The sequence below is a fragment of the Granulosicoccus sp. 3-233 genome (assembly GCF_052681095.1).
The window spans coordinates 173,206-198,029 of record NZ_JBQYLE010000012.1 but is presented as its reverse complement, the minus strand read 5'-3'; the positions used below and the strand labels follow the sequence as shown (position 1 = coordinate 198,029).

The following is a 24,824-nucleotide window of genomic DNA, read 5'->3' as shown; positions in this document are numbered from 1 at the left end:
CAAGGGCCATCATTGCAGTTTGTCCGAACCATCCAGAAAGACGACATCGCCCTGCTCGACGTACCAGGCCCAGAAGGTACGAGACCCGGCCACACTGGGTGCCATACTGATACGCAACGGTTCGCCGCGGGACAGCGATTGCAGGATCGCAGCCTCGGCAGGCTGGATTCGTACACCGCGAGATTTTCCGTTCTGATCGAACCACAGATAATGACGACCGCCGGACGAGCCGGACTTGATGACGGATAGCCCCGTGAAGATGCCCTCGGCATTCACACTCTCGGCACGAATCGGCGCACTGTCACTCTGTTCCGATTCACCCTGGTAGTACAGGTAGAGGCCGACGACCAGCATGATCACCGGCAAGGCGGTCAGTATCGAATGAATGGGATTGCGTGCCCTGGGCACATAGACATCTTCCGTACCTTCCGGGGGTGGCCACTCGTAGCGCTTCTTCCTCGCTTTCTTGATCATGGTGCTGTCTGGCTGCATGGTCCTGCGGCTGATTCAGGGTAGGCCCCGATGGGTGACATGATAGTGGTTTTTCGCGATTTCACGGCCAGTCGATGCACTGACACAGCGGCAGGCCTTTGCAGGCGGTGCGGCTCAACGGCCAGTACCTGCCGGCCTCATGTAACACCGGAGAGCCCATGATAACCCGGCGAGACTGTGAAAACAGACCGTATCCCACTATCGTGGAACTGCACAATCCGAATTGCGTCCTATCGTGAATATGTCTCACCCCGGTCGAATTGCTGCCGGTTGGAACGTACCATCACACTCAGCCTCTCTACGCCTCGGACACTGGTCTTGACACTTCTCCATTGCCTGCCTGTGACAAGGAGGCTTTTCTGCCTCCTGCTCGTACTGCTTGTCTGCTCGGCCAATGTGGCTGCGTCCCTGACGCTGGCCTCCGGCGCAAAAGACAACACAGTGTCGCCTGCAGAAAGCCCCTCTTCCACCGAGTGGAACCTGTCGGCCAGCCCTCACTGGTATCTGCAGTCGACACTTGCCATCGCCTCGGAAAGCGACTTCGGTCCGGCCCTGGCGTTCTACTACGAACGGCCCGATCAACGCACCAGCCTGGCCAGCCTGAGTGCCGGCCGACTGTTTCGCACCTCCTTGCTGGGCTGGCCGGCGGAGGTCGTGGCATATGGCGGTATCCAGTATTACGGCGAGCGAGGTTTTCAGGCGGATGCGATCGGCGCCACGGCCTATATCAAGGCCTACCGACAGTTCAGGGTCGGCAGACGCCAGTTTCCGCTACGCATCGGTCTGGGCGAAGGTCTGAGCTATGCCAGCCGCATTCCGATTGTCGAGGTCGAGGATTTTCTACCCGATACCTCCGCCAAACTGACCAATTATCTGGAGTGGACGCTGCAGACATCGCTCAACCATCTGCTGGGTCACGGTGGCCGCCGCTTCGCACCGGGCATCAGGGATATCTACATCGGCTACAGCGTATTTCACCGCTCAACGGTATTCGGGCTGTTCGCCAGCAAGGGTGGTGGCGTCAACTACATGGGTCTTGGCATCGAACTGGTGCTGGATTGACTATTCGACGTTCTGCACCTGTTCCCGCATCTGCTCGATCAACACCTTCATGTCCACCGCCAGCGCCGTTGTCTGCTGATCGGCCGATTTGGAACTGATGGTATTCGCCTCGCGATTGAATTCCTGCATCAGGAAATCCAGACGTCGTCCTACCGGTTCATCACGTTGCAACACCGCCTCGAGTTCGACGGTATGTGCGACCAGACGATCCAGCTCTTCGTCGATATCAAGACGCTGGGCTGCATAAACCAGCTCCTGCTCCAGCCTTGCCTCGTCATGATCGGTCTGCAGGGCGGTGATACGTGCCCGCAGCTTCTCCCGCTGCTGTGCAAGAACGCCAGGGCGATGTTCACGCAGTTGCTGCACCAGCGCGGCAAGCTGGTTGTTGCGCTGCCTCAGCAATGCCCCCAATTGCTGCCCTTCACGCTCGCGCGTGCCGAGAAAGTCGACCAGGGCCAGCTCGAAGACCTGTCTGACGGCCTGTGAACCGACCTCATCACCGGCATCACTGACACTGATGACACCCGGCCATTGCAACAATCGCACGGCATCGATGACACATTGGCTGCGAGTCATTGCCTCGACTCTGCCGGCAGCCTCGGTCAGTTCCTGCAAAAGGGTTTCATTGACCGCTAGCGTGCCGCCACCGGACTGACGCTCGCCCGGTTTCAGGAACACCTCAACCTTGCCACGGCCGACGGCTTTCGCCAGGCGCTCGCGAATGTGCGCCTCGGCTGAGCGCAGATTCTCCGGCAGACGAAGCCCGACATCCAGATAACGATGATTGACCGAACGGATCTCACACAGCAATTCGCCGTTGTCGGTTTTCAGGGAACTGCGCCCGAAGGCTGTCATGCTGCGTAACATGCGGGAGTGTACTGATTGCGTATTGATGGGTGAAATTTACACGATGATGAATACTCTCGGTAATCGCGCCAAATTGGTCGAGGCAAGCAGGTATACTCTGCCGCCCCGATTCAACACTGACCAGCCAATGCGCCCAAGCGGACGAGCCACCGACGAACTTCGCCAAATCACCATCACCCGTGGTTACACCAAACACGCGGCCGGATCGGTACTGATCGAGATGGGGGATACGAAAGTTCTGTGCACCGCCAGCATCGACAACCGCACACCTCCCTGGCTGAAAGGCACCGGTAGCGGCTGGGTCACGGCAGAATATGGCATGCTGCCAGGCGCTACCCACTCGCGCGCCCGGCGAGAAGCTGCGGCCGGCAAACAGTCAGGACGCACCCAGGAAATCCAGCGTCTTATCGGTCGCGCCCTGCGCGCCGCCATCGATCTCGACGCACTGGGCGAACGCACGGTGACCGTGGATTGCGATGTACTGCAGGCCGACGGTGGCACCCGCACGGCTGCCATAACCGGTGCCTATGTTGCACTGGTGGATGCCATGCAGGTACTGCAGGCGCAACGCAAGATCAAGCGCAACCCGATACACGGCCAGATTGCAGCCATTTCGGTGGGCATTGTCGAAGGCCAGCCGGTACTGGATCTGGACTACGCCGAGGATTCCAATGCGGAAACCGACATGAACGTGGTCATGAACGAGGCCGGTGGTTTCATCGAGATCCAGGGCACCGCTGAAGGCCATGCCTTTCGGGAAAACGAATTGCAGGACATGCTCTCGTTGGCCCAGCACGGCATCAAGCAGCTGGTCGAGGCTCAGAGCGCGAGCCTGGACAGCTGACATCACCGCGAGTTCATCCGACAAGAGAGAACATCATGCAAAAGGTTGTCTTCGCCAGCGGCAATGCCGGAAAGATCAGAGAGCTGCACGATCTGCTGGCGCCTCTCCAGTTCGAAGTGGTGGCGCAGGGCAGTCTGAATATCGAGTCGGTGGACGAGACAGCCCACACCTTTGTCGAAAACGCTCTGCTCAAGGCACGACATGCTTCGGCGGTATCCGGTCTTCCCGCCATTGCCGATGATTCCGGCCTGGAGATCGATGCGCTGAAGGGTGCTCCAGGGCTGTATTCTGCCCGCCATGCAGAAAGACATGATGCCGGCTGCGGTGATGTGGCCAACTATGAGCTGGTTCTGCGCCAACTCGCCGACCTACCCGAAGACAGCCAGCGCAGCGCCCGGTTTCGTAGCGTCGTGGTGTTCCTGCGCCATGAGTTCGACCCCTCACCACTGATTGCCGAGGGCACCTGGGAAGGCCATATTCTCAAGGCGGCCGAGGGGGTCGGCGGCTTCGGCTACGACCCGGTATTCTGCAACCATGACACCTACACGGCTGCCGCCCTGCTGGACAAGGACACCAAGAACCGGCTCAGTCATCGAGGCAAGGCCGTGGCCTTGCTGGTTGAACGACTGGCGACACTCTACAAGGGTTCGCAGGCCACCTCGCAGTGAGTCGCGATTTCCGGGAGCTGCCACCACTATCGCTCTATGTGCACGTGCCCTGGTGCGTGAAGAAGTGCCCCTATTGTGACTTCAATTCGCATGAGCAACGCGGTGACATTCCCGAGCAGCGGTACGTGGATGCGCTGCTGTCTGACCTCGCGGACGAAATGCCCCTGGTCTGGGGTCGCAGCATCAGCACCGTATTCATAGGTGGCGGCACTCCCAGCCTGCTGAGCGCGTCCGCCATGGATCGCCTCATGAGCGGTATCCGCGCACTCACCGGGCTATCCCCGTCGGCCGAAGTGACCATGGAAGCCAATCCCGGCACCTTCGAGCAACAGCGCTTCAAGGATTATCGAGACACTGGCATCAATCGCCTGTCCATCGGCATCCAGAGCTTCGACGAGCGATTCCTGAAGTCCCTGGGACGCATCCACTCTTCCGATGAGGCCTTGCGGGCAGTCGACATTGCGCATCAGGCAGGTTTCGAGGAGATCAATCTGGACCTGATGTTCGCGTTACCCGAACAGACGCAGGAAGAGGCACTGAGGGATGTCCGGGCCGCCATCAGTCTCGACACGACCCATCTTTCCTGCTACGAATTGACTCTGGAACCCAATACGCTGTTCGCCCGTTTTCCCCCGGTCTTGCCGGAGGACGAACAGCGCGCCGACATGCAGACAGCGATTGTCGAGACACTGGCTGCCGCCGGTTTCGAGCGCTATGAAATCTCGGCCTACGCCAGACGCGCCCGGCACCCGCATCGCTCACAGCACAATCTGAACTACTGGCAGTTCGGTGATTATCTGGGCATTGGCGCAGGTGCTCACGGCAAGATCAGCTCGGCTGCCGATGGCACGATAGTCAGACGCTGGAAACACAAGCATCCGACCCGCTACCTCGACGCCACCAACGGCGAACAACGGCTAGGAGGTCAGGATGTGATTCCGCTGGAGGACACCGCTCTTGAATTCCTGATGAATGCCCTGCGGCTGGTCGACGGATTTCCTCTGCCGCTGTTCGAATTGCACACCGGCACCGCATTGATGCCCTGGCAGGCCACGATCAATCAGGCCGTCGAGCGTGGCTTGCTGGAACAGGACGGCCTGACACTGCGAGCCACTCCAACCGGCTTCAACTGGCTCAACGAGATACTGGAACTGTTTCTACCGGGTGCACGCCGCTATCCGGTCATTCCGCTGAATATCATCAGCTGATTCGGCAGGCCAGTTGCCGCGGGCGCGTCGGTCGGCCTATTTCTCCGCCGCCTGCAGCATTCTCAGTAGCTGGGCCGGATCCAGCCCGCTGGGCTGATCCGCATTATCGCGCGATGACTGCGCCGGCTCGCGAGTGGCCAGGACCTGTCCAGCCACCCCCGGTAGCGTTGCCGCGGAGTCCTCCGTCACAGCCTCCCGCGACGTACTCGAGGCTGACTCGATCGCTGGCTCAGGCACTGCCGGACGAACCGGGGCCAGCACGTTGACGTTCGGATCCACACTGACCGTCCCTGCAGCCACCCCTTGCGGACGCACGGTACTGTAATGCGTGACGCCATCGGCATCTTTCCAGGTGAATACCGTGGTCCGACCCTCTGCTTCGCTGGCAGTGGCCACTCCGGCAGCACTGCGCCCGATGGCTCCTGCGGCTCTCGAAGCGTCGTCCCGAACGCCGGCAAACAGCTTGTCGAACTGGTCCAGACTGCGAGCGGCCACTGATTGCCACAATGCCGCCGGGTCGCCGCCACGCAGATACACGCCATAACTCAACACACCGGCAATCGCCAGTAGAGGTACGCAGGCCTTCAACAGGATTTTCGCTACCAGTCGCCAGAGCATCGATGCCGGATCCGTGACAATTCGGGCTTGTATCGACTGTTTGAGTATCGTCTTTATCCCGAAGCTTGCATTTTGCCGACAGTAGCCCTAGTATCCGGTTCCATTTTTGATAACCGGGAGGTTGCTATGAAACCGGAAATACATCCCGAATACAAACAAATCACAGTCACGTGCAGCTGCGGAAACACGTTTGAAACGGGTTCCACTGCTGGACGAGATCTGAGTATCGAAGTGTGTTCGTCTTGCCATCCTTTCTACACTGGTAAGCAGAAAGTCATGGATACCGCTGGTCAGGTCGACAAGTTCCGTCGTCGTTACGGCGCCAAATAGTCAGACCTCGTACCACAGCAGCACACGGATGGTGCTGGCTGATATAAGAATCAAAGGGCATCCATTGCGATGCCTTTTTTTCGTGGGCGTCTTGTTGACGCTCTCCCCCGCCATGGCACAGGCTTTACCGCCCGACCCTTGTCTGCACGAGGCAGAATCCCACCCTGTACGCATTGCCGGGATCACCGATGGTGACTCGCTGACCCTCGACAGCGGCGAACAGCTTCGTCTGATCGGTATCAACACGCTGGAACTGCACGCCGTTGATGAGCCGGAGCGCAGGCTGGCGCGAATGGCCCGTGATGCCTTGCAGGCACTCGCACTGGACAGGCAGGTACTCATGACGCCAGGCCTCGAAAGCAGGGACTCTCATGGTCGACTCCTCGCACACATCAGTCTGCCTGATGGCCGTGATGCCGCCCATGCACTGGTCGCAGAAGGTCTGGCACTGGCTGTTGCCGTCGGTGCCAATACACGCTGCGCCGGCAGCCTGCTGACGCAGGAACAGCGGGCGCGCAAACGAAGACTCGGTGTCTGGGCATCTCCCGGAAGCTGGTTCGTGGAAGACCGATTGTCCGGCAGGGAAACGGGATTTCACGTGGTAGCCGGTCAGGTTCTCAACATCAGCGGGCGCGGCAGCCGCACCACTCTGCACCTGAGCAATGGCCTGCATGTCGTGCTGGGAAGACACTGGCAGGACCACGACGGCGAGCACACAGTCGCACCCGATACGCTCACTGGTAGTAAGGTACAGGTACGTGGCTGGCTGTCTGCCGACGACGGACGGCAGCGAATGACACTTCACGACCCCCGCAACCTTGAACTGATCAACAACTAGTGCTCCAGCAACCCCTCTTTCTGGTGGATTCCAGCATCTATGTCTTCCGAGGCTGGCAAGGTCTTCCCGTGGATACCCGCAACCGCTTCGGCGAACCGGACAATGCCGTGCAGGGATTTACCGAAACGCTGTGCCAGATCATCGAGAATCATCAACCAGTGATGATGCTGTGCGCGTTCGATGAGTGCTTTCGCAAGGGCATCCGCAACCAGATCTTTCCAGCCTACAAGGCCGATCGTCCACCGGCCCCCGAAGACCTCGCACCTCAATTTGCCCGCTGCAAGCAGGTTGCCCGGGCCATGGGCATCGCCACGCTGGGGAGTGACCGCGTGGAAGCCGATGACATCATCGGGCATTTTGCCGGCCTGGCGGCCGTCCGGAATATCCCTGTCACGATCGTCTCCGGCGACAAGGACCTGGCACAGTTCATCCGTCCGCAGGATCGTTACTGGGACTATGGGCGTCGACCCATGGCCGGGTACGACGAACTGCACAAGCGGTTCAGGATACGCCCCGAACAGATTGCCGACTGGCTGGCGCTCAGTGGTGACAAGAGCGACAACATCCCCGGTGTACCGGGTGTCGGGCCCACCACGGCGGCCCGTCTGCTCAACAAATGGCACGATCTGGATACACTGCTGGCCAATCTGGGAGAAGTGTCCATGATGCGCTTCCGTGGCGCTCCACGTGTCAGTCGGCTGCTCTACGAGCACAAGGCAGCCATTGCACTGGCTCGCTCCCTGACCGGTCTCATCCATGATGAACGACTGCCCGATACACTCGAGAGCTGCCTGCGCCAGCCACGCAGTGAAGCCAGCCTGGAAACCGCGTTGGCCGATGCCGGCCTGCCCGACGACCTTGCCCAGCGCACAGCCAGACGCCTGGCCGATCGATGAAACCGGCAGGCAGGGAGTCGGGCATCGTCCTGTTCAACAAGCCTTTCGGGGTGCTGTGTCAGTTCACCGATGCGGAAGGTCGTGCAACACTGGCAGACTATGTCGACGCACCTGGCTATTACCCCGCCGGTAGACTCGACCGCGACAGCGAAGGACTGCTGCTGCTGACCAACGACGGCGCCCTGCAACAACGAATCAGCCACCCTCGGTTCAAGCTGACCAAACGCTATCTGGTTCAGGTTGACGGTGACATCGACGAAACCGCACTGCAGCAGCTGCGCCGCGGCGTGCAGTTGAAGGACGGCCCCGCCAGGGCGATCCGCGTACGCCGCGTCGAGGAGCCAGCCGCACTCTGGGAACGCCAACCACCAATCAGAGTTCGCCGCAACATCCCCACCAGCTGGGTGGAGATCAGCCTGCGTGAAGGGCGCAATCGCCAGGTTCGGCGCATGACAGCTGCCGTGAACTTTCCGACGCTTCGCCTGATTCGCACCCACATCGGTCAGCACGGGGTCTGGTCACTGACCAGTGGTGAGTGCCGGTATGCTGCCTCAGGTTCCACAACCTGAACAGACGTTCATGATTTCTCCATCATTCGGTCGCTGACAGACTGATAGACTCCCGCCATGCCTACGCCGCCTTCACATGCACGCGGGCGCGGACGAGTCTACCGGTGGGTTGTGCTTGGGCTGCTGCTCGCTCAGACCATCTCCCCTGTCGTTGCCAACGACAACCTGGCAGCTGCCACACCCGCTGCAGTCGATTTCAACAGCGACACCCGGATCCTGTCGATTTCCACCATCGACAAGCAATGGACACTGGCCCTGGCACCCAAGCAACTGATCGCCAACAGCAGCAATCTGCAGAACGCCATCTTCGGGCTGCCGCAGTTCTATGATGGCAGCGTCACCGGCGACGATGAATCCTGGGTACGCATCACAGTTGATGATTCCGGCGACCAGAGTCTGTATACCGGCCATGTTTTCACCGGAGGCGAACTCTACGAACTGCAATTTCGGGACGACATGGGAGGCCACGCTCTGGCACCTCAACCGGACAGTCTGATGCTGAACGACATGGTGATGCCGCAAGCCCCCGACACCGGAGCAGAGAACCGGCTCCCGGCAGACAGCCACGCCAAACTGGCTGATTCAACCGCGGCAACAGTCACACGATCCATCAAGATCGGCGTAACGGTGGACAGCAGCTACAACGAATACCACGACCAGCGCGGTCTGGCACACGCCCTGAGCATCATCAACGGTGTCGACGGCCTCTATCGAGAGCAACTGGGCCTTGCCGTCATCGTCGCCGGCATCCGCGTCTACGACGACCCCGCCCAGGACCCCTTGGCGAACTACCCGGGCGATGTCGATCAGATACTCGCCAGCTATCGCGACGTGCGGATCCAGGACGAGCAATTGCCGGCCGATCTGGCTCTGGTGCACCTGTTCAGCGGACATCCCGACCCGAACAAGACCATCGGCCTGGGCTGGATCGATACAGTGTGTCGTCTCGATGGCTACGACCTGAGCATGTCGACCCCGTTTCCCCATGACATGCTGTTGTCAGCACACGAAATAGCCCACAACCTGGGCGCCGAACACGATGACGGCGCAGCCTGCAGCACCGATGAGAGCATTTCCGGCAACGAGATCATGTGGTCGGAGCTCTCGAGCAGTACCCGACCCGCCTTTTCCGCCTGCAGCCTGCAGCGCATGCGCCCCGCCCTGTCGGCTACCTGCGTACAGGACAATATCGATGTCGGCGTGGACATCGGCGCCATGGCCAGCAACCAGAGTGATCAGCTGACAGCCACCATCACCGCCTACAACAATGACAGCAGCCGTGTCGCGCCACAGGTGAGCAGTACCACACTGTTTCCCGGCGGCACACAGCTGTCTGCACCCTCCGCCGGCTGCAGCATCGCCGACAACCAGCTGACCTGTCGCCACAGTGTTCTGCAGCCTGGTGGCAGCAATACCCTGTCGGTAACGGCACGATTCATCAATGATGGCGCCACCTACCCACTGGTCGTCAGCGAACTGAGTCACGGCGGCTTCACCGATACACAACAGCTGGACAATCAGGCGACGCTGAACCTGGCCGACCCGCAGCTTGCGCTGAGCGCCGTGACCTTCTCGGACACGGCTGCGGGCCCCACCACTCTGCCGGCATCCGGCGACGACAGGCTGGCGGTGCAGAGCGCAGACGATCCGGCTCCGGAATCCCGGGGCTTGCCACAATCCTCGGGGGGCAGTGCGGGTGCCGGTGGTACCGGCCCTGTGAGCCTGGCTCTCATGGCCCTGATCGGCCTTTTTGCCGGTGTGCAACGACGCCGCCGGCCAGTGCAGACTCAGACTACCGACTTCTGCCATGCTTCAGACTGAGAACAAGCGGCGCATCAGCAGCCGCTGACGATCAGTAGCTTCGATCGACCGAATAGCGCGCTATCTGCTGCAGAGCATCCCGATAAGGCGATGCCGGCAGGGCAATCAAGGCGTCAATGGCTCGGCTGGCAGATTCATGCGCCCGGTTCATCGACTTGTCCAACGCATCCGTCTGCCGGATGATCTCCAGTACCTCGGGCAGACGCTCTAGCCCGCCTGCGCGAATGGTCTCGGCTATGACGGCGGCCTGAGCGTCCGTACCATCACGCATGGCATGGATGAGTGGCAGCGTTGTCTTGCCTTCAGCCAGATCATCGCCGATGTTCTTGCCCATGGTGTCACTGTCGCTCTTGTAGTCCAGCACATCGTCGGCAATCTGAAAGGCGGTACCCAGATGCATGCCATAACTGGCCAGCGCCGCCTGGATATCGGCGGATTCGCCCGCCAGCACCGCCCCCAGCTCGGTCGCCGCCTGAAACAGCCGAGCTGTCTTGGCTTCGATGACCTGTATGTACTGGGCCTCACTGATGCCCGGCTCCCGCACGTTCAGCAATTGCATGACTTCGCCTTCGGCGATGCGATTGGTGGTGGAGGCCAGAATGCTCATGACCTGCAGATTCTGCACCTCTACCATCATCTCGAAGGAGCGTGAATACAGGAAGTCCCCGACCAGCACCGCCGCCTCGTTCCCCCAGACCGAGTTGGCCGTATCCCGACCACGGCGCAGCTCGGAGGCGTCCACCACGTCGTCATGCAGCAAGGTTGCCGTGTGGATGAACTCGATGATGGCCGCCACGGTCACCGGATTCGCCTCGGTATCGGGGTCAAGACCGCAGGCACCGGCGGCCAACAGCACCATCTGAGGACGCAGGCGCTTGCCTCCGCTTCCGATGATGTAACTGGACAACTGATTGATCAGCACCACTTCGGAGGCCAGTCGCTGACGTATCAGTTCGTCCACGCGGCTCATGCCGGTGGCTATCAGGGCCTGGCTGTCTTCGATCGACAAGGTCATCAGTTGTGTAGCAGAAGAGTTCATTAATCGGAATCTTTGATGCGCGCCCTCAATACTGGCAACTTCGCGTCAGGCAATCAACTATTGGGCGCTACAATAGTCCGCGACATTCTTGCAAGGATACAGTGTATGAGCCCCATCAGCCGCCGAAGAGCCCTTGGCATCATGGGCGCAACTGCCGCCTCCAGCCTGTTCGGCCTGCCGGCCATCGGCCAGGCCCGCACCCGGATCAACGTCGGTGCCCTGCGTTTCACCAGCCATGCTGCCAGTTTCGTGGCGTTCGAACGCGGTTATTTCGAGGAAGCCGGCTTCGATGTCGATTTCCGGTTTTTCCAGGCAGCCCAGCCCATGGCCGTGGCCATTGCCTCGGGCGACGCCGACTATGCGGTCACCGCCATTTCCGGCGGCCTGATCTCACTGGCCGAAAAAGGCGCCGTCAAGGTCATCGGCGGCGCCCTGTCGGAGGAGCCCGGTATCTACGGACAGCAGATTCTGGCGTCCAACGCCGCTTTCGAGGATGGACTGGACTCCCCGGCGATGCTCGACGGGCGCAGTTTCGGGATGACCCAGGCCGGCTCCTCCTTTCATTACATGGGGTCGAAAATTGCCGCAGCCGAAGGCGTCAGCGTGTCATTCAAGCCACTCCAGAAAACCGGGGCCATCATTGGCGCCATCAAATCCGGACAGATCGATGCCTGGTCGATCGTGCCACACATCGCCAAACCACTGGCCGACGCCGGCGCCGTGAACATCATCGGCTCGGTGGCTGATTACCTGCCCGACTACCAGGTCACGACCGTCTTCACCTCGGCCAGTGGCGCCAGCGAGGAAACCGAGCGCAACATCGCCTTTCTGTCAGCCCTGTCCAGGGGAGCGGCAGATTTCAACGCAGCACTGGTAGACAAGACCGCTGGCGAGAACGCCCGTGACGACATGGTGCGATTGATTCACAAATACGTCTATACCGATCGGGAGTACGACAAGGCGGCACCCAGCATCATCAACGGCGCCATGCGTATCAACGAAGGTGCGGCCATGAACCTTGCTTCCATCAGGGATCAGATCGACTGGTTCAAGGCCGAGGGACTGGTCAAGGATTCCGTGACCGTCGATACCGTGGTTGACACCTCTTATGTACCCATCATCGGCAAGTGAAGCCGCTGGTCTGACAACCTGCCAGGCAACCCGGACGCCCTGATGGCGCCCGGAGAGCTCCCTCACTGGCTCATCGGCTTAACAGGACTGCATGCAACTGCAATTGCGAGGCGTCAGCCACGCCTACGACAAGACGACCGTCCTTCAGGATATCGATCTGAAGGTCGAAGCCGGGCGCATACTGTGCCTGGTCGGGCCTTCGGGTTGCGGCAAGTCGACCCTGTTACGCCTGATGGGCGGGCTGGAAAAACCGACTGCCGGCTCCATCCGGCTGCTGGGAGAGGCCCCGCCCGGCTGTCTCAATCCACTGACCTACATCTTTCAGGATTTTGCCCTGCTGCCCTGGCGCAGCGTGGAACAGAACATCTCTCTGGTGCTCGAGGACCACTCGCTACCTGCCACAGAACGACAGCAGATCATCGATGAGGTACTGCAGCGTACCCGCATGAGTGACTTCAGGGCGGCCCTGCCGCGCCAGCTCTCCGGCGGCATGAAACAGCGTGTGGCCATCGCCAGAGCCCTTGCTGTCAATCCAGCCGTCCTGCTGATGGATGAGCCTCTGTCAGCGCTGGACAGCCAGACGCGCGAGCTGCTGCTGGACGATCTGGTGCAGCTCTGGACCAACGCGCCCTTCACCGGCGTCTACGTCACACACAATCTGTCCGAGGCCGTTCGCCTGGGGCATGAGATCGTCGTACTCTCGCGCCGACCGGGCCGCATCTTCGAGACCGTGCGCATCGAACAAGCGCTGATCGAGCGGGACCCGCACAGCGGCGAACTGGAACAGGTGCGACGCCAGCTGTGGCAGATGATGCGCGATGAAGCAGAACAGGCAGAACGGGAGCTGCTGAGTTCATGATCCGTCAGACGCAACAATACGAGCCAGCCCATGTCTGAGTCAGGCAATGACCAGTCGACCGGCCCTGACCGGGACAGCAGCACGACCGGCAGTGAGCACACCCGGCGTGGTGCGGTCGCCGCCGAGCCGCCGACCAGCGACATCGAGGTTCCGTTTCGTGGCGGTGGCTTTTCACCAAAACCGATTCGAGGTGTTGCCCTGCTGGTATTTGCCGTCCTGCTGCTGGGTATCGAGTGGGGCAGTCGCCAGGGCTACATCTCGAATCTGACCCTGCCTCGACCGTCCGATGTCATCGCCACCTTCCAGCAACTGTGGAGCAGCGGACTGCTCTGGAAGCACCTTCTGCCCTCGCTCAGCCGCCTGCTGATCGGCGCCTTGTTCGGCATCACGTTCGGGGTGGCTGTCGGCATTCTCATCGGCCTGTTCTCGCTGATACGCGCGGGCCTGGTACCCGTGGTGGCAGCCCTGTTCCCGATTCCCAAGATTGCCCTGCTTCCCCTGTTCGTGATCTGGTTCGGCATTGACGAAGCGTCCAAATACGCCCTGATTGCCTTCGGCACCTTCACCCCGACTGTCGTGGCAACCTACGCAGCCGTGGACAATGTCGATCGCACGCTGGTGCGCATGGGGCAGAGCTTCGGTCTAGGCTGGTTCTCCATCGTGCGCAAGATCATCGTGCCTGGCGCCATGCCCGGCATCCTGTCCGGCCTGCGAGTCAGCCTGGCCATTGCCATCATCCTGTTGGTTGCCGCCGAAATGCTAGGGGCCGAATACGGAATTGGCGCCTACATCCTCGAAGCCGGCTCCTTGTACGATCTGGAAAGACTGTTTGCCGGAGTCGTCATACTGTCGATTCTCGGTGTTGTGATCAGTAGCATGATTGCCTGGATCGAACGCAGAATACTTGTCTGGCGCAGTTGAAACCGACGCCTGGCGCCATCAAGCTAGCCTGAGGACCCGCAGCTGCCTCCCATCGAGTGCATCTGTTCGCAGTTCTTGCCGATACCGGAGGATGTCGATTCGGGGCTTGTCAGATTGCACACTTTGTGCATTCCCCATGCTTGACGAATCCGATAGTCTGCCGGTATAGTAGCGGGCTGTTCGCGGTAGATGCCGCATATCATTGCGCAAAGGCCCGATGTCAGTTTGGGCCCCAGTTTCAGGACCAGTAATCATGTACGCGGTAGTCAAAACCGGTGGCAAGCAGTACCGAGTAAGCGAAGGTGACCGTCTCAAGGTCGAAACCATCAAGGCGGAAGCCGGCAGCGACGTCACTCTGGACGAAGTGCTGATGGTCGGCAGTGGCGAATCAGTCAATGTGGGCGCACCTCTGGTAGCCAACGCCTCAGTCAGCGCGAAGGTGCTGTCTCATGGCCGTGGCGCCAAAGTCAAGATCATCAAGTTCCGTCGCCGCAAGCATCATCGCAAGCAGGCAGGACATCGTCAGAACTACACTGAGCTGCAGATCACCGGCATCAACGCCGGCTGAACACAGCCCTTCGTACAGAATCCAGTCAGGTAATCAGTCATGGCACACAAGAAAGCAGGCGGTAGTACTCGCAACGGTCGCGATTCAGAATCCAAACGTCTGGGCGTGAAGATGTTCGGCGGCGAAAACGCGGTAGCAGGCAACATCATCGTTCGCCAGCGCGGCACTCGTTTTCACGCGGGTGTCAACACCGGCATCGGCAAGGATCACACCATCTTCGCCAAGGCAGACGGTGTTGTCACTTTCAATGTGCGCGGCGCAAACAACCGCAAGTTCATTGACATCATCCCGGCAGCCGTCGAAGGCTGAAGCCCTCGGTTACTTCCAAGGTAACAAGCAGGACGACAGCGAAACCCGCCCAGTGCGGGTTTTTCTTTGCCCGGACACAAACCCATGAAATTCGTCGACGAAGCCAGAATCAACGTTATAGCCGGTGATGGAGGCAACGGCGCGCTCGGATTCCGGCGCGAAAAATACATTCCGCGTGGCGGACCTGACGGTGGCGATGGCGGTGATGGTGGCAGCGTCTTCCTGAGAGCGACTGAAAGCCTGAACACCCTGGCAGACTTTCGTCACCAGCGCACCTACCTTGCAGAGCGTGGCGAGAATGGTCGTGGCCAGAATTGCTCGGGCGCCGGCGGCAAGGATTGCATCGTCGATGTGCCGGTAGGAACGGTTGCCACCGATCGCAGCAATGGCCAGGTGATTGCCGATCTGCGACACCCCGGACAGACCATCGAGGTGGCCAAGGGCGGCTGGCATGGACTGGGCAACGCCCGCTTCAAGAGCTCCACCAACCAGGCCCCTCGCAAGACCACCGATGGCACACCGGGCGAACGTCGTGAACTGCTGCTGGAACTTCGTGTTCTGGCCGATGTGGGCCTGCTGGGCCTGCCCAATGCCGGCAAGTCCACCCTGATTCGGCAGCTCTCCTCGGCGCGCCCCAAAGTGGCGGACTATCCGTTCACCACTTTGCACCCGAATCTCGGCGTTGTCAGCATCGAACCACACCGCAGCTTCGTGATGGCCGACATTCCCGGACTCATCGAGGGCGCCGCAGAGGGGCACGGCCTTGGAGTGCGCTTTCTGAAGCACCTGAGCCGCACTCGGATCCTGCTGCACCTGATCGACGTCATGCCGATCGACGAAAGCGACCCGGTGGAAGGTGCCATCTCCATTGTCAAGGAGCTGAAGAAACACAGCGAAGTGCTGCACGCCAAGGAGCGCTGGCTGGTTCTCAACAAGACCGACTTGCTGCCCGAGAGCGATGTCGACGCGCATTGCGATGCGATCGTGCAGCAGCTGGAATGGAAAGGGCCCGTCCATCGAGTATCGGCGGCAAGTGGCAACGGCACCCGGACCCTGGCAGCTGACATCATGAATCATTTGGAAAGATTACGCGAGCAGGATGAAGAGGCCGCCGCCAAGGCAAGCGGCAAGAGCAGCTCCGGCAAGGAGGACGAGGTCTCCACGGACGATGCGTGACAGATTGCGTACGACCCGGCGCTGGGTCGTCAAGGTAGGCAGCTCGCTCCTGACGGCCGACGGCAAGGGCCTGGACCACGCCATCATCGGTCAGTGGACAACGCAGATCGCCGCGCTGATGGCTGACGACCTGGAAGTGGTACTCGTCTCCAGCGGGTCCATCGCCGAAGGCGTCGCTCGTCTGAAGCTGGCACAGCGCCCTACACAGGTCAACGAATTGCAGGCCGCCGCCGCCGTCGGACAGATGGGGCTGATTCGCGCCTACGAATCCGGCTTCGAACGCTTCAACCGGCTCACTGCACAGATCCTGCTGACGCATGACGACCTGGCCGACCGTCGACGCTACCTGAATGCACGTGGCACACTGACCACCCTGATCAGGCATCGAGTGCTTCCCATCGTCAACGAGAACGATACGGTCACTACCGCCGAGATCAAGCTGGGTGACAACGACACACTGGGCGCCCAGGTGGCCAACCTGATCGACGCCGACGTGCTTGTCCTGCTGACCGATCAGGATGGCCTGTTCGACAAGGACCCGCGCAGCAATCCCGATGCGCGCCTGCTGGAACGCGCCAATGCGAGCGACCCCGCCATACTGGCATTGGCCGGACCTCCGGGCTCGACCCTGGGTAGCGGCGGCATGCGAACCAAGGTACTGGCAGCTGACAGAGCGGCGCAGAACGGCACCACCACGGTGATTGCCAATGGGCGTGAAACCGACATCCTGCTGCGGCTGCGCAAGGGAGAACCACTGGGCACCATGCTGACCAGCGACCAGAAGCCGGTGGACGCACGCAAGCGCTGGCTGGCCGATCATCTGCGAGCGAAGGGCACACTGGTACTGGATGATGGTGCCTGCCATGTGCTGCAGAGCCGTGGCTCCAGCCTGCTGGCTGTGGGTGTTCGCCAGTGCAGCGGGGAATTCTCACGCGGCGAGCTGGTGTCATGCGTCAGCCAGAGCGGCCGGGAAATAGCACGCGGACTGAGCAACTACAACTCATCGGACACACGCAAGGTGCTGGGCAGATCCAGCGAAGAATTCGAACAACTATTGGGCTTTGCCAGCGAACCGGAACTGGTCCACCGGGACAACATGATCGTTTTCCGGTGAACCAGCCTCTGGAGATTCAGCGGCAAGCCAGGTACAACGCCGGGGCCTTGCAGCCCCGGATGGCATTACGCCAGAGCGCGAACCTGAGCGTTGAAACGGCTCTTGTATCGGGCTGCCTTGTTCTTGTGAATCAGCCCCTTGCGAGCCATGTGATCCAGAACGGGTACGGCTTCCTTGTAGGCTGCCTCTGCCGCGGTCTTGTCACCGGTTGCAAGTGCTGCGAATACTCTCTTGACCATCGTACGCATCATGGAGCGCTGGCTCGCATTGCGTTGACGGGATTTTTCTGCCTGACGGACGCGTTTACGCGCCTGAGCTGTGTTTGCCACGGACTATCCTCTAACTTGACATTACTGAATTCAGCCGCCCATTATCCACCGCCTTTTGCAAGACGTCAACGACAGATTTCATGAAACCGGCAAATCTTGTTCGATCCGGGTCCATTGTGGGCCTGATGACCCTGCTTTCAAGAGTGCTGGGCTTTGTTCGTGACCAGGTTCTCGCGATCGTGTTCGGTGCCGGTGCCACCACCGATGTGTTTCTGGTGGCCTTCAAGATCCCCAATTTTCTGCGTCGCCTGTTTGCCGAGGGTGCCTTCGCCACGGCCTTTGTGCCGGTGTTCACCGAGTACAAGGAAACCCGCAGCCGCGAGGCCATGATCGATCTGGCGGCGCATGTCTCCGGCACACTCAGCGTCATCCTGCTGCTGGTGAGCACACTGGGGGTCATGCTCAGTCCGCTGCTGATCATGCTGTTCGCACCGGGCTTCATCGATGAGCCTGAGCGCTTCGAGCTGGCCACCCACATGCTGCGCATTACCTTTCCCTACCTGTTCTTCATCAGTCTGGTTGCCTATGCCGGCAGCATGCTCAACACCTTCGGCAAGTTCGCGGTGCCCTCGTTCACGCCGGTGCTGCTCAACATCTGCATGATTGCGGCAGCCCTGACCTTCAGCCCGATGTTCGAGGCGCCCGTGGTGGCGCTCGCCTGGGGGGTCTTCGCCGCCGGTGCCGTGCAGCTGTTTCTGCAACTGCCCTTCCTGCGACAGATCGGCCTGATTCCCCGGCCCCGCTGGGGCTGGAAGCACCCGGGGGTCAGACGCATCCTGAAGCTCATGGCACCGGCCATTCTCGGCTCCTCGGTAGCGCAGATCAATCTGCTGCTGGACACCATCATTGCCTCCTTTCTGACAGCCGGCAGTCTGAGCTGGCTCTACTACAGCGATCGCCTGATGGAATTCCCGCTGGGCTTGCTGGGTGTGACCCTGGCGACGATCATCCTGCCCAGACTCTCACGCGAACATTCGCTCGATACCCCTGATGAATTTCGTCGAACGCTGGACTGGGCCCTGCGTCTGCTGGTGATCCTGGGTCTGCCGGCGGCCATCGGCCTCATGATCCTGGCCAGGCCGATGTTGCTGACCCTGTTCGGCTACGGAGAATTCACGCCCGGCGATGCCAACATGGCCAGTTACAGCCTGATCGCCTATGGCGCCGGACTACCGGCCTTCCTGGCGGTCAAGATCTTCGCCCCGGCCTTCTTCGCCCGGCAGAACACCCGGACCCCGGTACGCATAGGCATCATCGCTCTGGTCGCGAACATGGGTTACAACCTGTTGTTCGTCTTGCCGATGATCTGGCTGGATTTCATTGCCCCGCATACGGGCTTGGCGCTGGCCAGTTCGGTGGCCGCCTGGCAACAGGCCATCATGCTCTATCGTCGGCTCGAAGCCGATGAGATCTACACGATCTCTGCCAGCGTCTGGGAGTTCATGCGTCGCAGCCTGCCTGGACTGCTCGCGCTGACGGTCCTGCTGCTGCTGTGTACGCAGATTCAGTGGCAGGCAATGGGCGCGCTTGGTAGGCTGGGAACTCTCCTCGGTATAATCGTGGGCGGCAGCCTCGTCTACGCAGCAGGATTGCTGCTGGCCGGCATCCGTCCTCGACAACTGGCGAGCCCATGAACCTCCATCCATCCGTCATGACAGCGATACCATGCAACTGATTCGAGGCCTCGGCAACTGGCCGGATGCCATTGATACCGCCATTACCATTGGCAATTTCGATGGCGCTCATCTCGGACATCAGGCCATGTTCGACGAGGTGGTCCGAACGGCGCGCGAACGCCAGCTGGCAAGCACGGTCATCAGCTTCGATCCGCTGCCGCATGAATATTTCGTGGCGCAGGCCGCTCCGGCTCGCTTGCAGGGCCTGCGCGACCGTTACAACAGCATCAAGGCCGCCGGCATCGAGCGCCTGTTGCTGCTGGACTTCGATCACGAATTTGCCGCACAGTCGGCTGATGACTTCGTCAATGAGGTACTGATCGACACCCTGCATGCCCGACACCTGGTCATTGGCGACGATTTTCGTTTCGGGCACCGGCGTCTGGGCAACTTCGAGCTGCTCGAAGCCGCCTCGAAAACACATGAATTCACCCTGCAACAGAGCCCGACCTGTATTTCTGGTAATCAACGTGTGTCCAGTACGCTCATCCGGGATCATTTACGCAATGGTGCGCTGAGCGAGGCCGCCACTCTGCTCGGTCGCCCCTATCGCATCAGCGGACGAGTCGTCCACGGCGACAAGGTTGGCCGCCAACTGGGGTTTCCCACCGCCAATGTGGCTCTGGGCCGTCATCGCCCGGCGCTACGCGGTGTCTTTGCAGCCTGGGCGCACGACGAGGACACTGGCCGACGCCATGCTGCGGTGGCCAATCTCGGTGAACGACCCACGGTCGGCGGACACAAACTGTTGCTGGAAGTGCATCTGCTGGATGCCGAGGAGCAGCTCTACGGCCATCATCTGGCCATCGATTTTCTCGAAGCACTGCGTCATGAACAGCGATTTGCATCACTGGACGAACTCAAGGCACAGATTGCGCGCGATGCGGACGCTGCACGCGAACTCATGAGCCGCAGATGACTTACACTGACCCACTTTGTACGACTGACGAAGCAAGACACACGTGACCGATTACAAAAAGACGCTGAACCTGCCCAAGACCGATTTCCCCATGCGGGGCAATCTGGCCAAACGCGAGCCGGAAATGCTGGCGCGCTGGAACGAGCAGGACCTGTACCAGCACATTCGCGAGCACTCGGCGGGCCGCCCGAAGTTCATTCTGCATGACGGACCTCCCTACGCCAACGGCGATATTCATATCGGCCATGTGGTCAACAAGGTCATCAAGGACATGATCGTGAAGTCCAAGCAGCTCGCCGGTTTCGATTCGCCCTATGTGCCGGGCTGGGATTGCCACGGTCTGCCCATCGAGAACAAGGTGGAAGGGCTGATCGGCAAACCCGGCGGCAATGTCACCGAAGCCGAGTTTCGCGCACGCTGTCGGGAATACGCCAGCGAACAGATTGCCAACCAGAGCACGGAATTCCAGCGCCTGGGCATTCTGGGTGAGTGGCAGGCGCCTTATCTGACCATGAACTTTGCCAATGAGGCAAACATCGTGAGAGCGCTGGGCAAGATCATCGAAGCCGGGCATGTCTACAAGGGCACCAAACCGGTCTACTGGAGCTGGGGTGCGCATTCCGCCGTTGCCGAGGCCGAGATCGAGTACGAGGACAAGACCTCCACCGCCATCGATGTGCGTTTCGCCCCGCGCGACCAGGCAGCCGTGCTGAACATCTTCGGCGCCGAGGATGATGGCAGCGAGGTCAATATCGTCATCTGGACCACCACGCCATGGACCATCCCGGGCAATCTCGCCATCACGCTGCACCCCGAGCTGCAATATGCGCTGGTGGCCGTCAATGGCGAGCGCCTGATCATGGCCGAGGCCATGGTCGATGATGTCATGGCACGTTACGGGTTCAGCGATTACAGCACGGTGGCCACCGCTGCAGGTGAATCACTCAAGGGGCAGTTGTTCAAGCACCCGCTGTATGAACGCGATTCCCTGCTCATCATGGGTGACTACGTGACGACCGATGCCGGCACCGGTGCCGTGCATACGGCGCCGGATCACGGCGTCGACGACTTCTACGCCGCCAAGGCCCATGGCCTGGGTCTGCTGGATTACGTCAATGATCACGGCGTCTTTCGAGACCACGTCGAGCTGTTCGGTGGCGAGCATGTCATGAAAGTGGACGCTCACATGATCGAGGAACTGGAGAGCCGCGGCCGTCTGATCAAACATGAAAAGTATCAGCACAGCTACCCCTACTGCTGGCGCACCAAGACCCCCATCATCTACCGCGCCACGCCGCAGTGGTTCATCGGCATGGACACCGAAGGCCTGCGGCGCGACACCCTGGCCGAAATCGACAAGGTGAAATGGATCCCTGACTGGGGCCAGTCACGCATTCATGGCATGATTGCCGGCCGCCCCGATTGGTGCATTTCGCGTCAACGCTACTGGGGGGTGCCCATCACGCTGTTCCTGCACAAGGAAACCGGTGAACTGCACCCGGACACCACGGCTCTGGTGGAGAGGGCGGCACAGCGCATTGCCGAACAGGGCATTCAGGCCTGGTTCGATCTCGATCCAGCCGAGTTGCTGGGCGACGATGCCAATGACTATGACAAGGTGACGGATGTGCTGGATGTCTGGTTCGACTCCGGCACCTCCTGGATGCATGTCCTGCAACAGGACGAGAAACTGAGCTATCCGGCCGATATCTATCTGGAAGGCTCTGACCAGCATCGTGGCTGGTTCCATTCCTCGATACTGACGAGCGTTGCCATCAATCGCCATGCCCCGTATCGCCAGGTACTGACTCACGGCTTCACGGTGGACCAGCAGGGTCGCAAGATGTCCAAGTCCCTGGGTAACATCATCGCTCCGCAGAAGCTGCTGAAAACCCTCGGTGCCGACATCGTGCGTCTGTGGGTCAGTTCGACCGACTATCGCGGTGAAATGACGGTATCCAACGAGATCCTGGATCGCATGGCCGATGCCTATCGCCGCATCCGCAACACCGCCCGCTACCTGCTCAGTGCCATCGATGACTTCGACCCCGACCTGCATACGGTTGCGCCCGAAGACATGCTGGCGCTGGATCGCTGGGCCGTGGATTGCGCCCTGCGCACACAGAGCACGGTTCATGAAGCCTACGAGGCCTATCAGTTCCATACGGTGTACCAGACCATTCACCATTTCTGTGCAGTCGACATGTCGAGCTTCTATCTCGACATCATCAAGGACCGCCAGTACACCATGCCCGCCGACAGCCTCGGCCGTCGCTCGGCGCAAACAGCCATGTACCAGATCACCGATGCCCTGGTACGCTGGATCACACCGGTTCTGAGTTTCACGGCCGATGAAATCTGGCAGCATCTGCGCGAACAGTCGGAAACCGATCGCAGTACGCGCTCACCGACGCCATTCACCCAGACCTACCTCGAGACATTGCCGGCTCTGGACGATGACGCCCTGCTGAGTCGGGCTGATTGGCAGGCAGTGACCCAGGTACGTGAAGCAGTGTCCAAGTCACTGGAAAACCTCAGAAGCGCAGGTACCATCGGCGGCGCTCTGGAGGCCAGTGTGACCGTCTATGCCTCCGATGCGCTGGCGCAGATTCTGGCCAGACTGGGTGATGAACTGCGCTTCGTGTTCATCACATCGACAGCGGCAGTGGAATCCCTGGACCAGAAACCGGCGGAGGCAGAAATGCACAGCGCCAGCGGACTGGAATTTGCCGTACAGACCAGCAAGGCGAGCGGTGAGAAATGCGTTCGATGCTGGCATCTGCGAGAGGATGTCGGTACTGACAGCGAGCATCCGGACGTCTGCGGTCGTTGCATCAGCAATGTACACGGCAGCGGCGAACAGCGATCCATTGCCTGATCATGTCTCACGCATTGCGCTATGGCATCGTGATTCTGATCGTGATACTCGATCAGATCACCAAGATCTGGGCGGATCGCTCGCTGGAGATGTATCAACAGATTCCGGTGACCGGTTTCTTCAACATCACCAAGGCTTACAATTACGGTGCTGCCTTCAGTTTTCTGGATAACGAGGGAGGCTGGCAGCGCTGGTTCTTCACAGCCATCAGCCTGGTCGTCAGCATCGTGCTGTGCGTCTGGCTGTTTCGCATGACACGGGCAGAGCGCTGGCTGAGTGTTGCCATCGCCCTGATTCTGGGTGGGGCAGTCGGTAACCTGATCGATCGTGCCGTTTACGGCTATGTCGTGGATTTCATTCAGGTGTACTGGAATACCAGCTACTTCCCCTCTTTCAATATTGCCGATGCCGCCATAAGCTGCGGTACGGTGCTGCTGCTGTGTCTGACCCTGTTCGAGAAGAACGACCCGACAGCCGAAAAGCACGAAGACAAGCCGGCGTCCTGATTCAGGGCGCTGTTGACGGATGATCGCACGACCAGTTCGAACACAGGACCGGTCGCCGGAATCAGCGCAGGCTGGCAGAGACTGCAGCCGTTACAGCGCGGCCGGGTTCAGCCCCATTAACCAGGATTGACTACCATGAAAATTCTACTCGCCAATCCACGCGGCTTCTGTGCCGGTGTTGACCGCGCCATCGAAATCGTCGAGCGCGCCATCGAGATTCACGGGGCGCCCATCTACGTGCGTCACGAAGTCGTGCACAACAAGTACGTGGTTGATGGCCTACGGGACAAGGGCGCGGTGTTCGTCGAGGAACTGGATGAAGTACCGGACAATGCGACAGTCATCTTCAGTGCCCATGGCGTTTCACATGCCGTGGAAAGCGCGGCGCATGGACGGGGTTTGCAGGTGTTCGATGCCACCTGCCCGCTGGTCACCAAAGTTCACCTGGAAGTCGTGAAATACGCACGTCAGGGCAAGGAAGTCATCCTGATCGGTCACGCCGGACACCCTGAAGTGGAAGGCACCATGGGACGTTATGACACCAGCAATGGTGGCCGCATCATCCTGGTGGAAAAGCCGTCGGATGTCGAGACACTGGAAATCAGGGACCCGGAAGGCCTGGCATTCGTGTCACAGACGACCTTGTCCGTGGATGATACCCAGGATGTCATCGATGCCCTGCGCAAGCGCTTTCCCGCCATTGCCGCACCGAATCGCGATGATATCTGCTACGCCACGCAGAACCGCCAGGATGCTGTCAAGAAGCTGTGCGAAGAGGTCGATCTGCTGCTGGTCGTCGGGGCGAGCAACAGCTCCAATTCCAACCGATTGGCAGAACTCGGAGAACGTGCAGGCGTCGAATCACGCCTGATCACCCGAGCAGTGGATATCGACAGCCGTTGGCTGGCCGGCAAACAGAGCGTCGGGGTCACCGCTGGTGCATCAGCTCCCGAGATTCTGGTCAACGAGGTGATCGAGCGACTGCGTGCAGAAGGCGGGCAGCCTGCTGTCGAGTACGATGGCATACGCGAGACGATCACCTTCTCGATTCCGAAACCTCTGCGCCGCATGGACAGATCCGCCAGCTGACTGTTCTGTAAGCAGCCCTCTCACCGACGAATCCTGCGCTTGTGTCGCAACCCGGCGTACGAGGGCAGACGGGGCACAGCACCTGCCTCGCACGCAC

The 24,824-nt window shown here is 60.2% G+C and carries 26 protein-coding genes; 21 read left to right on the top strand and 5 right to left on the bottom strand.

Features of this window, described 5'->3' with window-relative positions:
* Positions 1–9: 9 nt before the first annotated feature.
* Positions 10–474 (bottom strand): hypothetical protein, encoded by a 465-nt coding sequence (locus ACUNV4_RS25490; RefSeq protein WP_430881472.1) that lies wholly within the window; start codon positions 472–474, stop codon positions 10–12.
* A 459-nt stretch (positions 475–933) separates the two neighbouring features.
* On the opposite strand from ACUNV4_RS25490, the gene ACUNV4_RS25485 reads away from it, so the two are divergent.
* Positions 934–1,554 carry a hypothetical protein gene (locus ACUNV4_RS25485; RefSeq protein ID WP_430881471.1) on the top strand — a complete coding sequence of 207 codons (621 nt, stop codon included), beginning with the start codon at positions 934–936 and terminating at the stop codon, positions 1,552–1,554.
* Here the strand turns inward: ACUNV4_RS25485 and ACUNV4_RS25480 are convergent, their stop codons facing one another.
* Positions 1,555–2,409, bottom strand: coding sequence for a YicC/YloC family endoribonuclease (locus tag ACUNV4_RS25480; protein ID WP_430881470.1), 855 nt, complete (start codon positions 2,407–2,409; stop codon positions 1,555–1,557).
* Between the two features lie 139 nt (positions 2,410–2,548).
* On the opposite strand from ACUNV4_RS25480, the gene rph reads away from it, so the two are divergent.
* Genes rph through hemW form a run of 3 tightly spaced genes read left to right on the top strand, consistent with a single transcriptional unit; the run spans position 2,549 to position 5,141 of the window.
* Positions 2,549–3,265, top strand: coding sequence for a ribonuclease PH (gene rph, locus ACUNV4_RS25475; protein ID WP_430881469.1), 717 nt, complete (start codon positions 2,549–2,551; stop codon positions 3,263–3,265).
* 35 nt (positions 3,266–3,300) lie between these two features.
* A complete protein-coding gene (gene rdgB / locus ACUNV4_RS25470) occupies positions 3,301–3,933 on the top strand; it encodes an RdgB/HAM1 family non-canonical purine NTP pyrophosphatase (RefSeq protein ID WP_430881468.1) in 633 nt (210 codons plus the stop codon).
* Positions 3,930–5,141 (top strand): radical SAM family heme chaperone HemW, encoded by a 1,212-nt coding sequence (gene hemW / locus ACUNV4_RS25465; RefSeq protein ID WP_430881467.1) that lies wholly within the window; start codon positions 3,930–3,932, stop codon positions 5,139–5,141. The genes rdgB and hemW overlap by 4 nt, the downstream gene beginning before the upstream one ends.
* A 36-nt stretch (positions 5,142–5,177) precedes the next feature.
* Here the strand turns inward: hemW and ACUNV4_RS25460 are convergent, their stop codons facing one another.
* On the bottom strand, positions 5,178–5,759 hold the full coding sequence (locus ACUNV4_RS25460) for a DUF4124 domain-containing protein (protein WP_430881466.1): 582 nt from the start codon (positions 5,757–5,759) through the stop codon (positions 5,178–5,180).
* A gap of 126 nt (positions 5,760–5,885) precedes the next feature.
* Between ACUNV4_RS25460 and rpmE the strand changes: the two genes are divergently transcribed.
* From rpmE to ACUNV4_RS25435, 5 genes are all read left to right on the top strand, one after another.
* Complete coding sequence (gene rpmE, locus ACUNV4_RS25455; RefSeq protein ID WP_430881465.1) at positions 5,886–6,089, top strand: 50S ribosomal protein L31; 204 nt, start codon at positions 5,886–5,888, stop codon at positions 6,087–6,089.
* A 94-nt stretch (positions 6,090–6,183) separates the two neighbouring features.
* Positions 6,184–6,927 carry a thermonuclease family protein gene (locus ACUNV4_RS25450; RefSeq protein WP_430881464.1) on the top strand — a complete coding sequence of 248 codons (744 nt, stop codon included), beginning with the start codon at positions 6,184–6,186 and terminating at the stop codon, positions 6,925–6,927.
* On the top strand, positions 6,927–7,823 hold the full coding sequence (locus tag ACUNV4_RS25445) for a 5'-3' exonuclease (RefSeq protein WP_430881463.1): 897 nt from the start codon (positions 6,927–6,929) through the stop codon (positions 7,821–7,823). Before ACUNV4_RS25450 ends, ACUNV4_RS25445 begins: the two co-directional genes overlap by 1 nt.
* Positions 7,820–8,392 (top strand): pseudouridine synthase, encoded by a 573-nt coding sequence (locus tag ACUNV4_RS25440; RefSeq protein ID WP_430881462.1) that lies wholly within the window; start codon positions 7,820–7,822, stop codon positions 8,390–8,392. Before ACUNV4_RS25445 ends, ACUNV4_RS25440 begins: the two co-directional genes overlap by 4 nt.
* A 57-nt stretch (positions 8,393–8,449) precedes the next feature.
* A complete protein-coding gene (locus tag ACUNV4_RS25435) occupies positions 8,450–10,213 on the top strand; it encodes a M12 family metallo-peptidase (RefSeq protein WP_430881461.1) in 1,764 nt (587 codons plus the stop codon).
* Between the two features lie 31 nt (positions 10,214–10,244).
* Here the strand turns inward: ACUNV4_RS25435 and ACUNV4_RS25430 are convergent, their stop codons facing one another.
* Complete coding sequence (locus tag ACUNV4_RS25430; protein WP_430881489.1) at positions 10,245–11,222, bottom strand: polyprenyl synthetase family protein; 978 nt, start codon at positions 11,220–11,222, stop codon at positions 10,245–10,247.
* Between the two features lie 135 nt (positions 11,223–11,357).
* On the opposite strand from ACUNV4_RS25430, the gene ACUNV4_RS25425 reads away from it, so the two are divergent.
* From ACUNV4_RS25425 to proB, 7 genes are all read left to right on the top strand, one after another.
* Entirely contained in the window at positions 11,358–12,383 is a 1,026-nt protein-coding gene (locus tag ACUNV4_RS25425; RefSeq protein ID WP_430881460.1) for an ABC transporter substrate-binding protein, read from the top strand.
* Positions 12,384–12,474: 91 nt separating this feature from the next.
* The gene (locus tag ACUNV4_RS25420; RefSeq protein WP_430881459.1) at positions 12,475–13,242 is read left to right on the top strand and encodes an ABC transporter ATP-binding protein; all 768 of its coding nucleotides are present in this window, start codon (positions 12,475–12,477) and stop codon (positions 13,240–13,242) included.
* Positions 13,243–13,272: 30 nt separating this feature from the next.
* A complete protein-coding gene (locus ACUNV4_RS25415) occupies positions 13,273–14,163 on the top strand; it encodes an ABC transporter permease (RefSeq protein WP_430881458.1) in 891 nt (296 codons plus the stop codon).
* A 253-nt stretch (positions 14,164–14,416) separates the two neighbouring features.
* Positions 14,417–14,731 (top strand): 50S ribosomal protein L21, encoded by a 315-nt coding sequence (gene rplU / locus ACUNV4_RS25410; RefSeq protein WP_430881457.1) that lies wholly within the window; start codon positions 14,417–14,419, stop codon positions 14,729–14,731.
* A gap of 39 nt (positions 14,732–14,770) precedes the next feature.
* On the top strand, positions 14,771–15,040 hold the full coding sequence (rpmA, locus tag ACUNV4_RS25405) for a 50S ribosomal protein L27 (RefSeq protein ID WP_430881456.1): 270 nt from the start codon (positions 14,771–14,773) through the stop codon (positions 15,038–15,040).
* Positions 15,041–15,124: 84 nt separating this feature from the next.
* Positions 15,125–16,216 (top strand): Obg family GTPase CgtA, encoded by a 1,092-nt coding sequence (gene cgtA, locus ACUNV4_RS25400; protein WP_430881455.1) that lies wholly within the window; start codon positions 15,125–15,127, stop codon positions 16,214–16,216.
* The gene (gene proB, locus ACUNV4_RS25395; protein WP_430881454.1) at positions 16,209–17,330 is read left to right on the top strand and encodes a glutamate 5-kinase; all 1,122 of its coding nucleotides are present in this window, start codon (positions 16,209–16,211) and stop codon (positions 17,328–17,330) included. Before cgtA ends, proB begins: the two co-directional genes overlap by 8 nt.
* 65 nt (positions 17,331–17,395) lie before the next feature.
* Here proB and rpsT read toward each other — a convergent pair whose 3' ends face one another.
* Positions 17,396–17,659: a 30S ribosomal protein S20 gene (gene rpsT / locus ACUNV4_RS25390; protein ID WP_430881453.1), complete on the bottom strand. Its 264-nt coding sequence runs from the start codon at positions 17,657–17,659 to the stop codon at positions 17,396–17,398.
* An 80-nt stretch (positions 17,660–17,739) separates the two neighbouring features.
* Here rpsT and murJ point away from each other — a divergent pair, with 80 nt between their 5' ends.
* The 5 genes from murJ (at position 17,740) to ispH (ending at position 24,727) form a co-directional block, all read left to right on the top strand.
* Positions 17,740–19,293: a murein biosynthesis integral membrane protein MurJ gene (gene murJ, locus ACUNV4_RS25385; protein WP_430881452.1), complete on the top strand. Its 1,554-nt coding sequence runs from the start codon at positions 17,740–17,742 to the stop codon at positions 19,291–19,293.
* Between the two features lie 31 nt (positions 19,294–19,324).
* Positions 19,325–20,254, top strand: coding sequence for a bifunctional riboflavin kinase/FAD synthetase (ribF, locus tag ACUNV4_RS25380; protein WP_430881451.1), 930 nt, complete (start codon positions 19,325–19,327; stop codon positions 20,252–20,254).
* Between the two features lie 43 nt (positions 20,255–20,297).
* The gene (ileS, locus tag ACUNV4_RS25375; protein WP_430881450.1) at positions 20,298–23,132 is read left to right on the top strand and encodes an isoleucine--tRNA ligase; all 2,835 of its coding nucleotides are present in this window, start codon (positions 20,298–20,300) and stop codon (positions 23,130–23,132) included.
* A 2-nt stretch (positions 23,133–23,134) separates the two neighbouring features.
* Complete coding sequence (gene lspA, locus ACUNV4_RS25370; protein ID WP_430881449.1) at positions 23,135–23,638, top strand: signal peptidase II; 504 nt, start codon at positions 23,135–23,137, stop codon at positions 23,636–23,638.
* 135 nt (positions 23,639–23,773) lie between these two features.
* Positions 23,774–24,727, top strand: a complete 954-nt coding sequence (ispH, locus tag ACUNV4_RS25365) for a 4-hydroxy-3-methylbut-2-enyl diphosphate reductase (protein WP_430881448.1) — start codon at positions 23,774–23,776, stop codon at positions 24,725–24,727.
* The last annotated feature ends 97 nt before the right edge of the window (positions 24,728–24,824 follow it).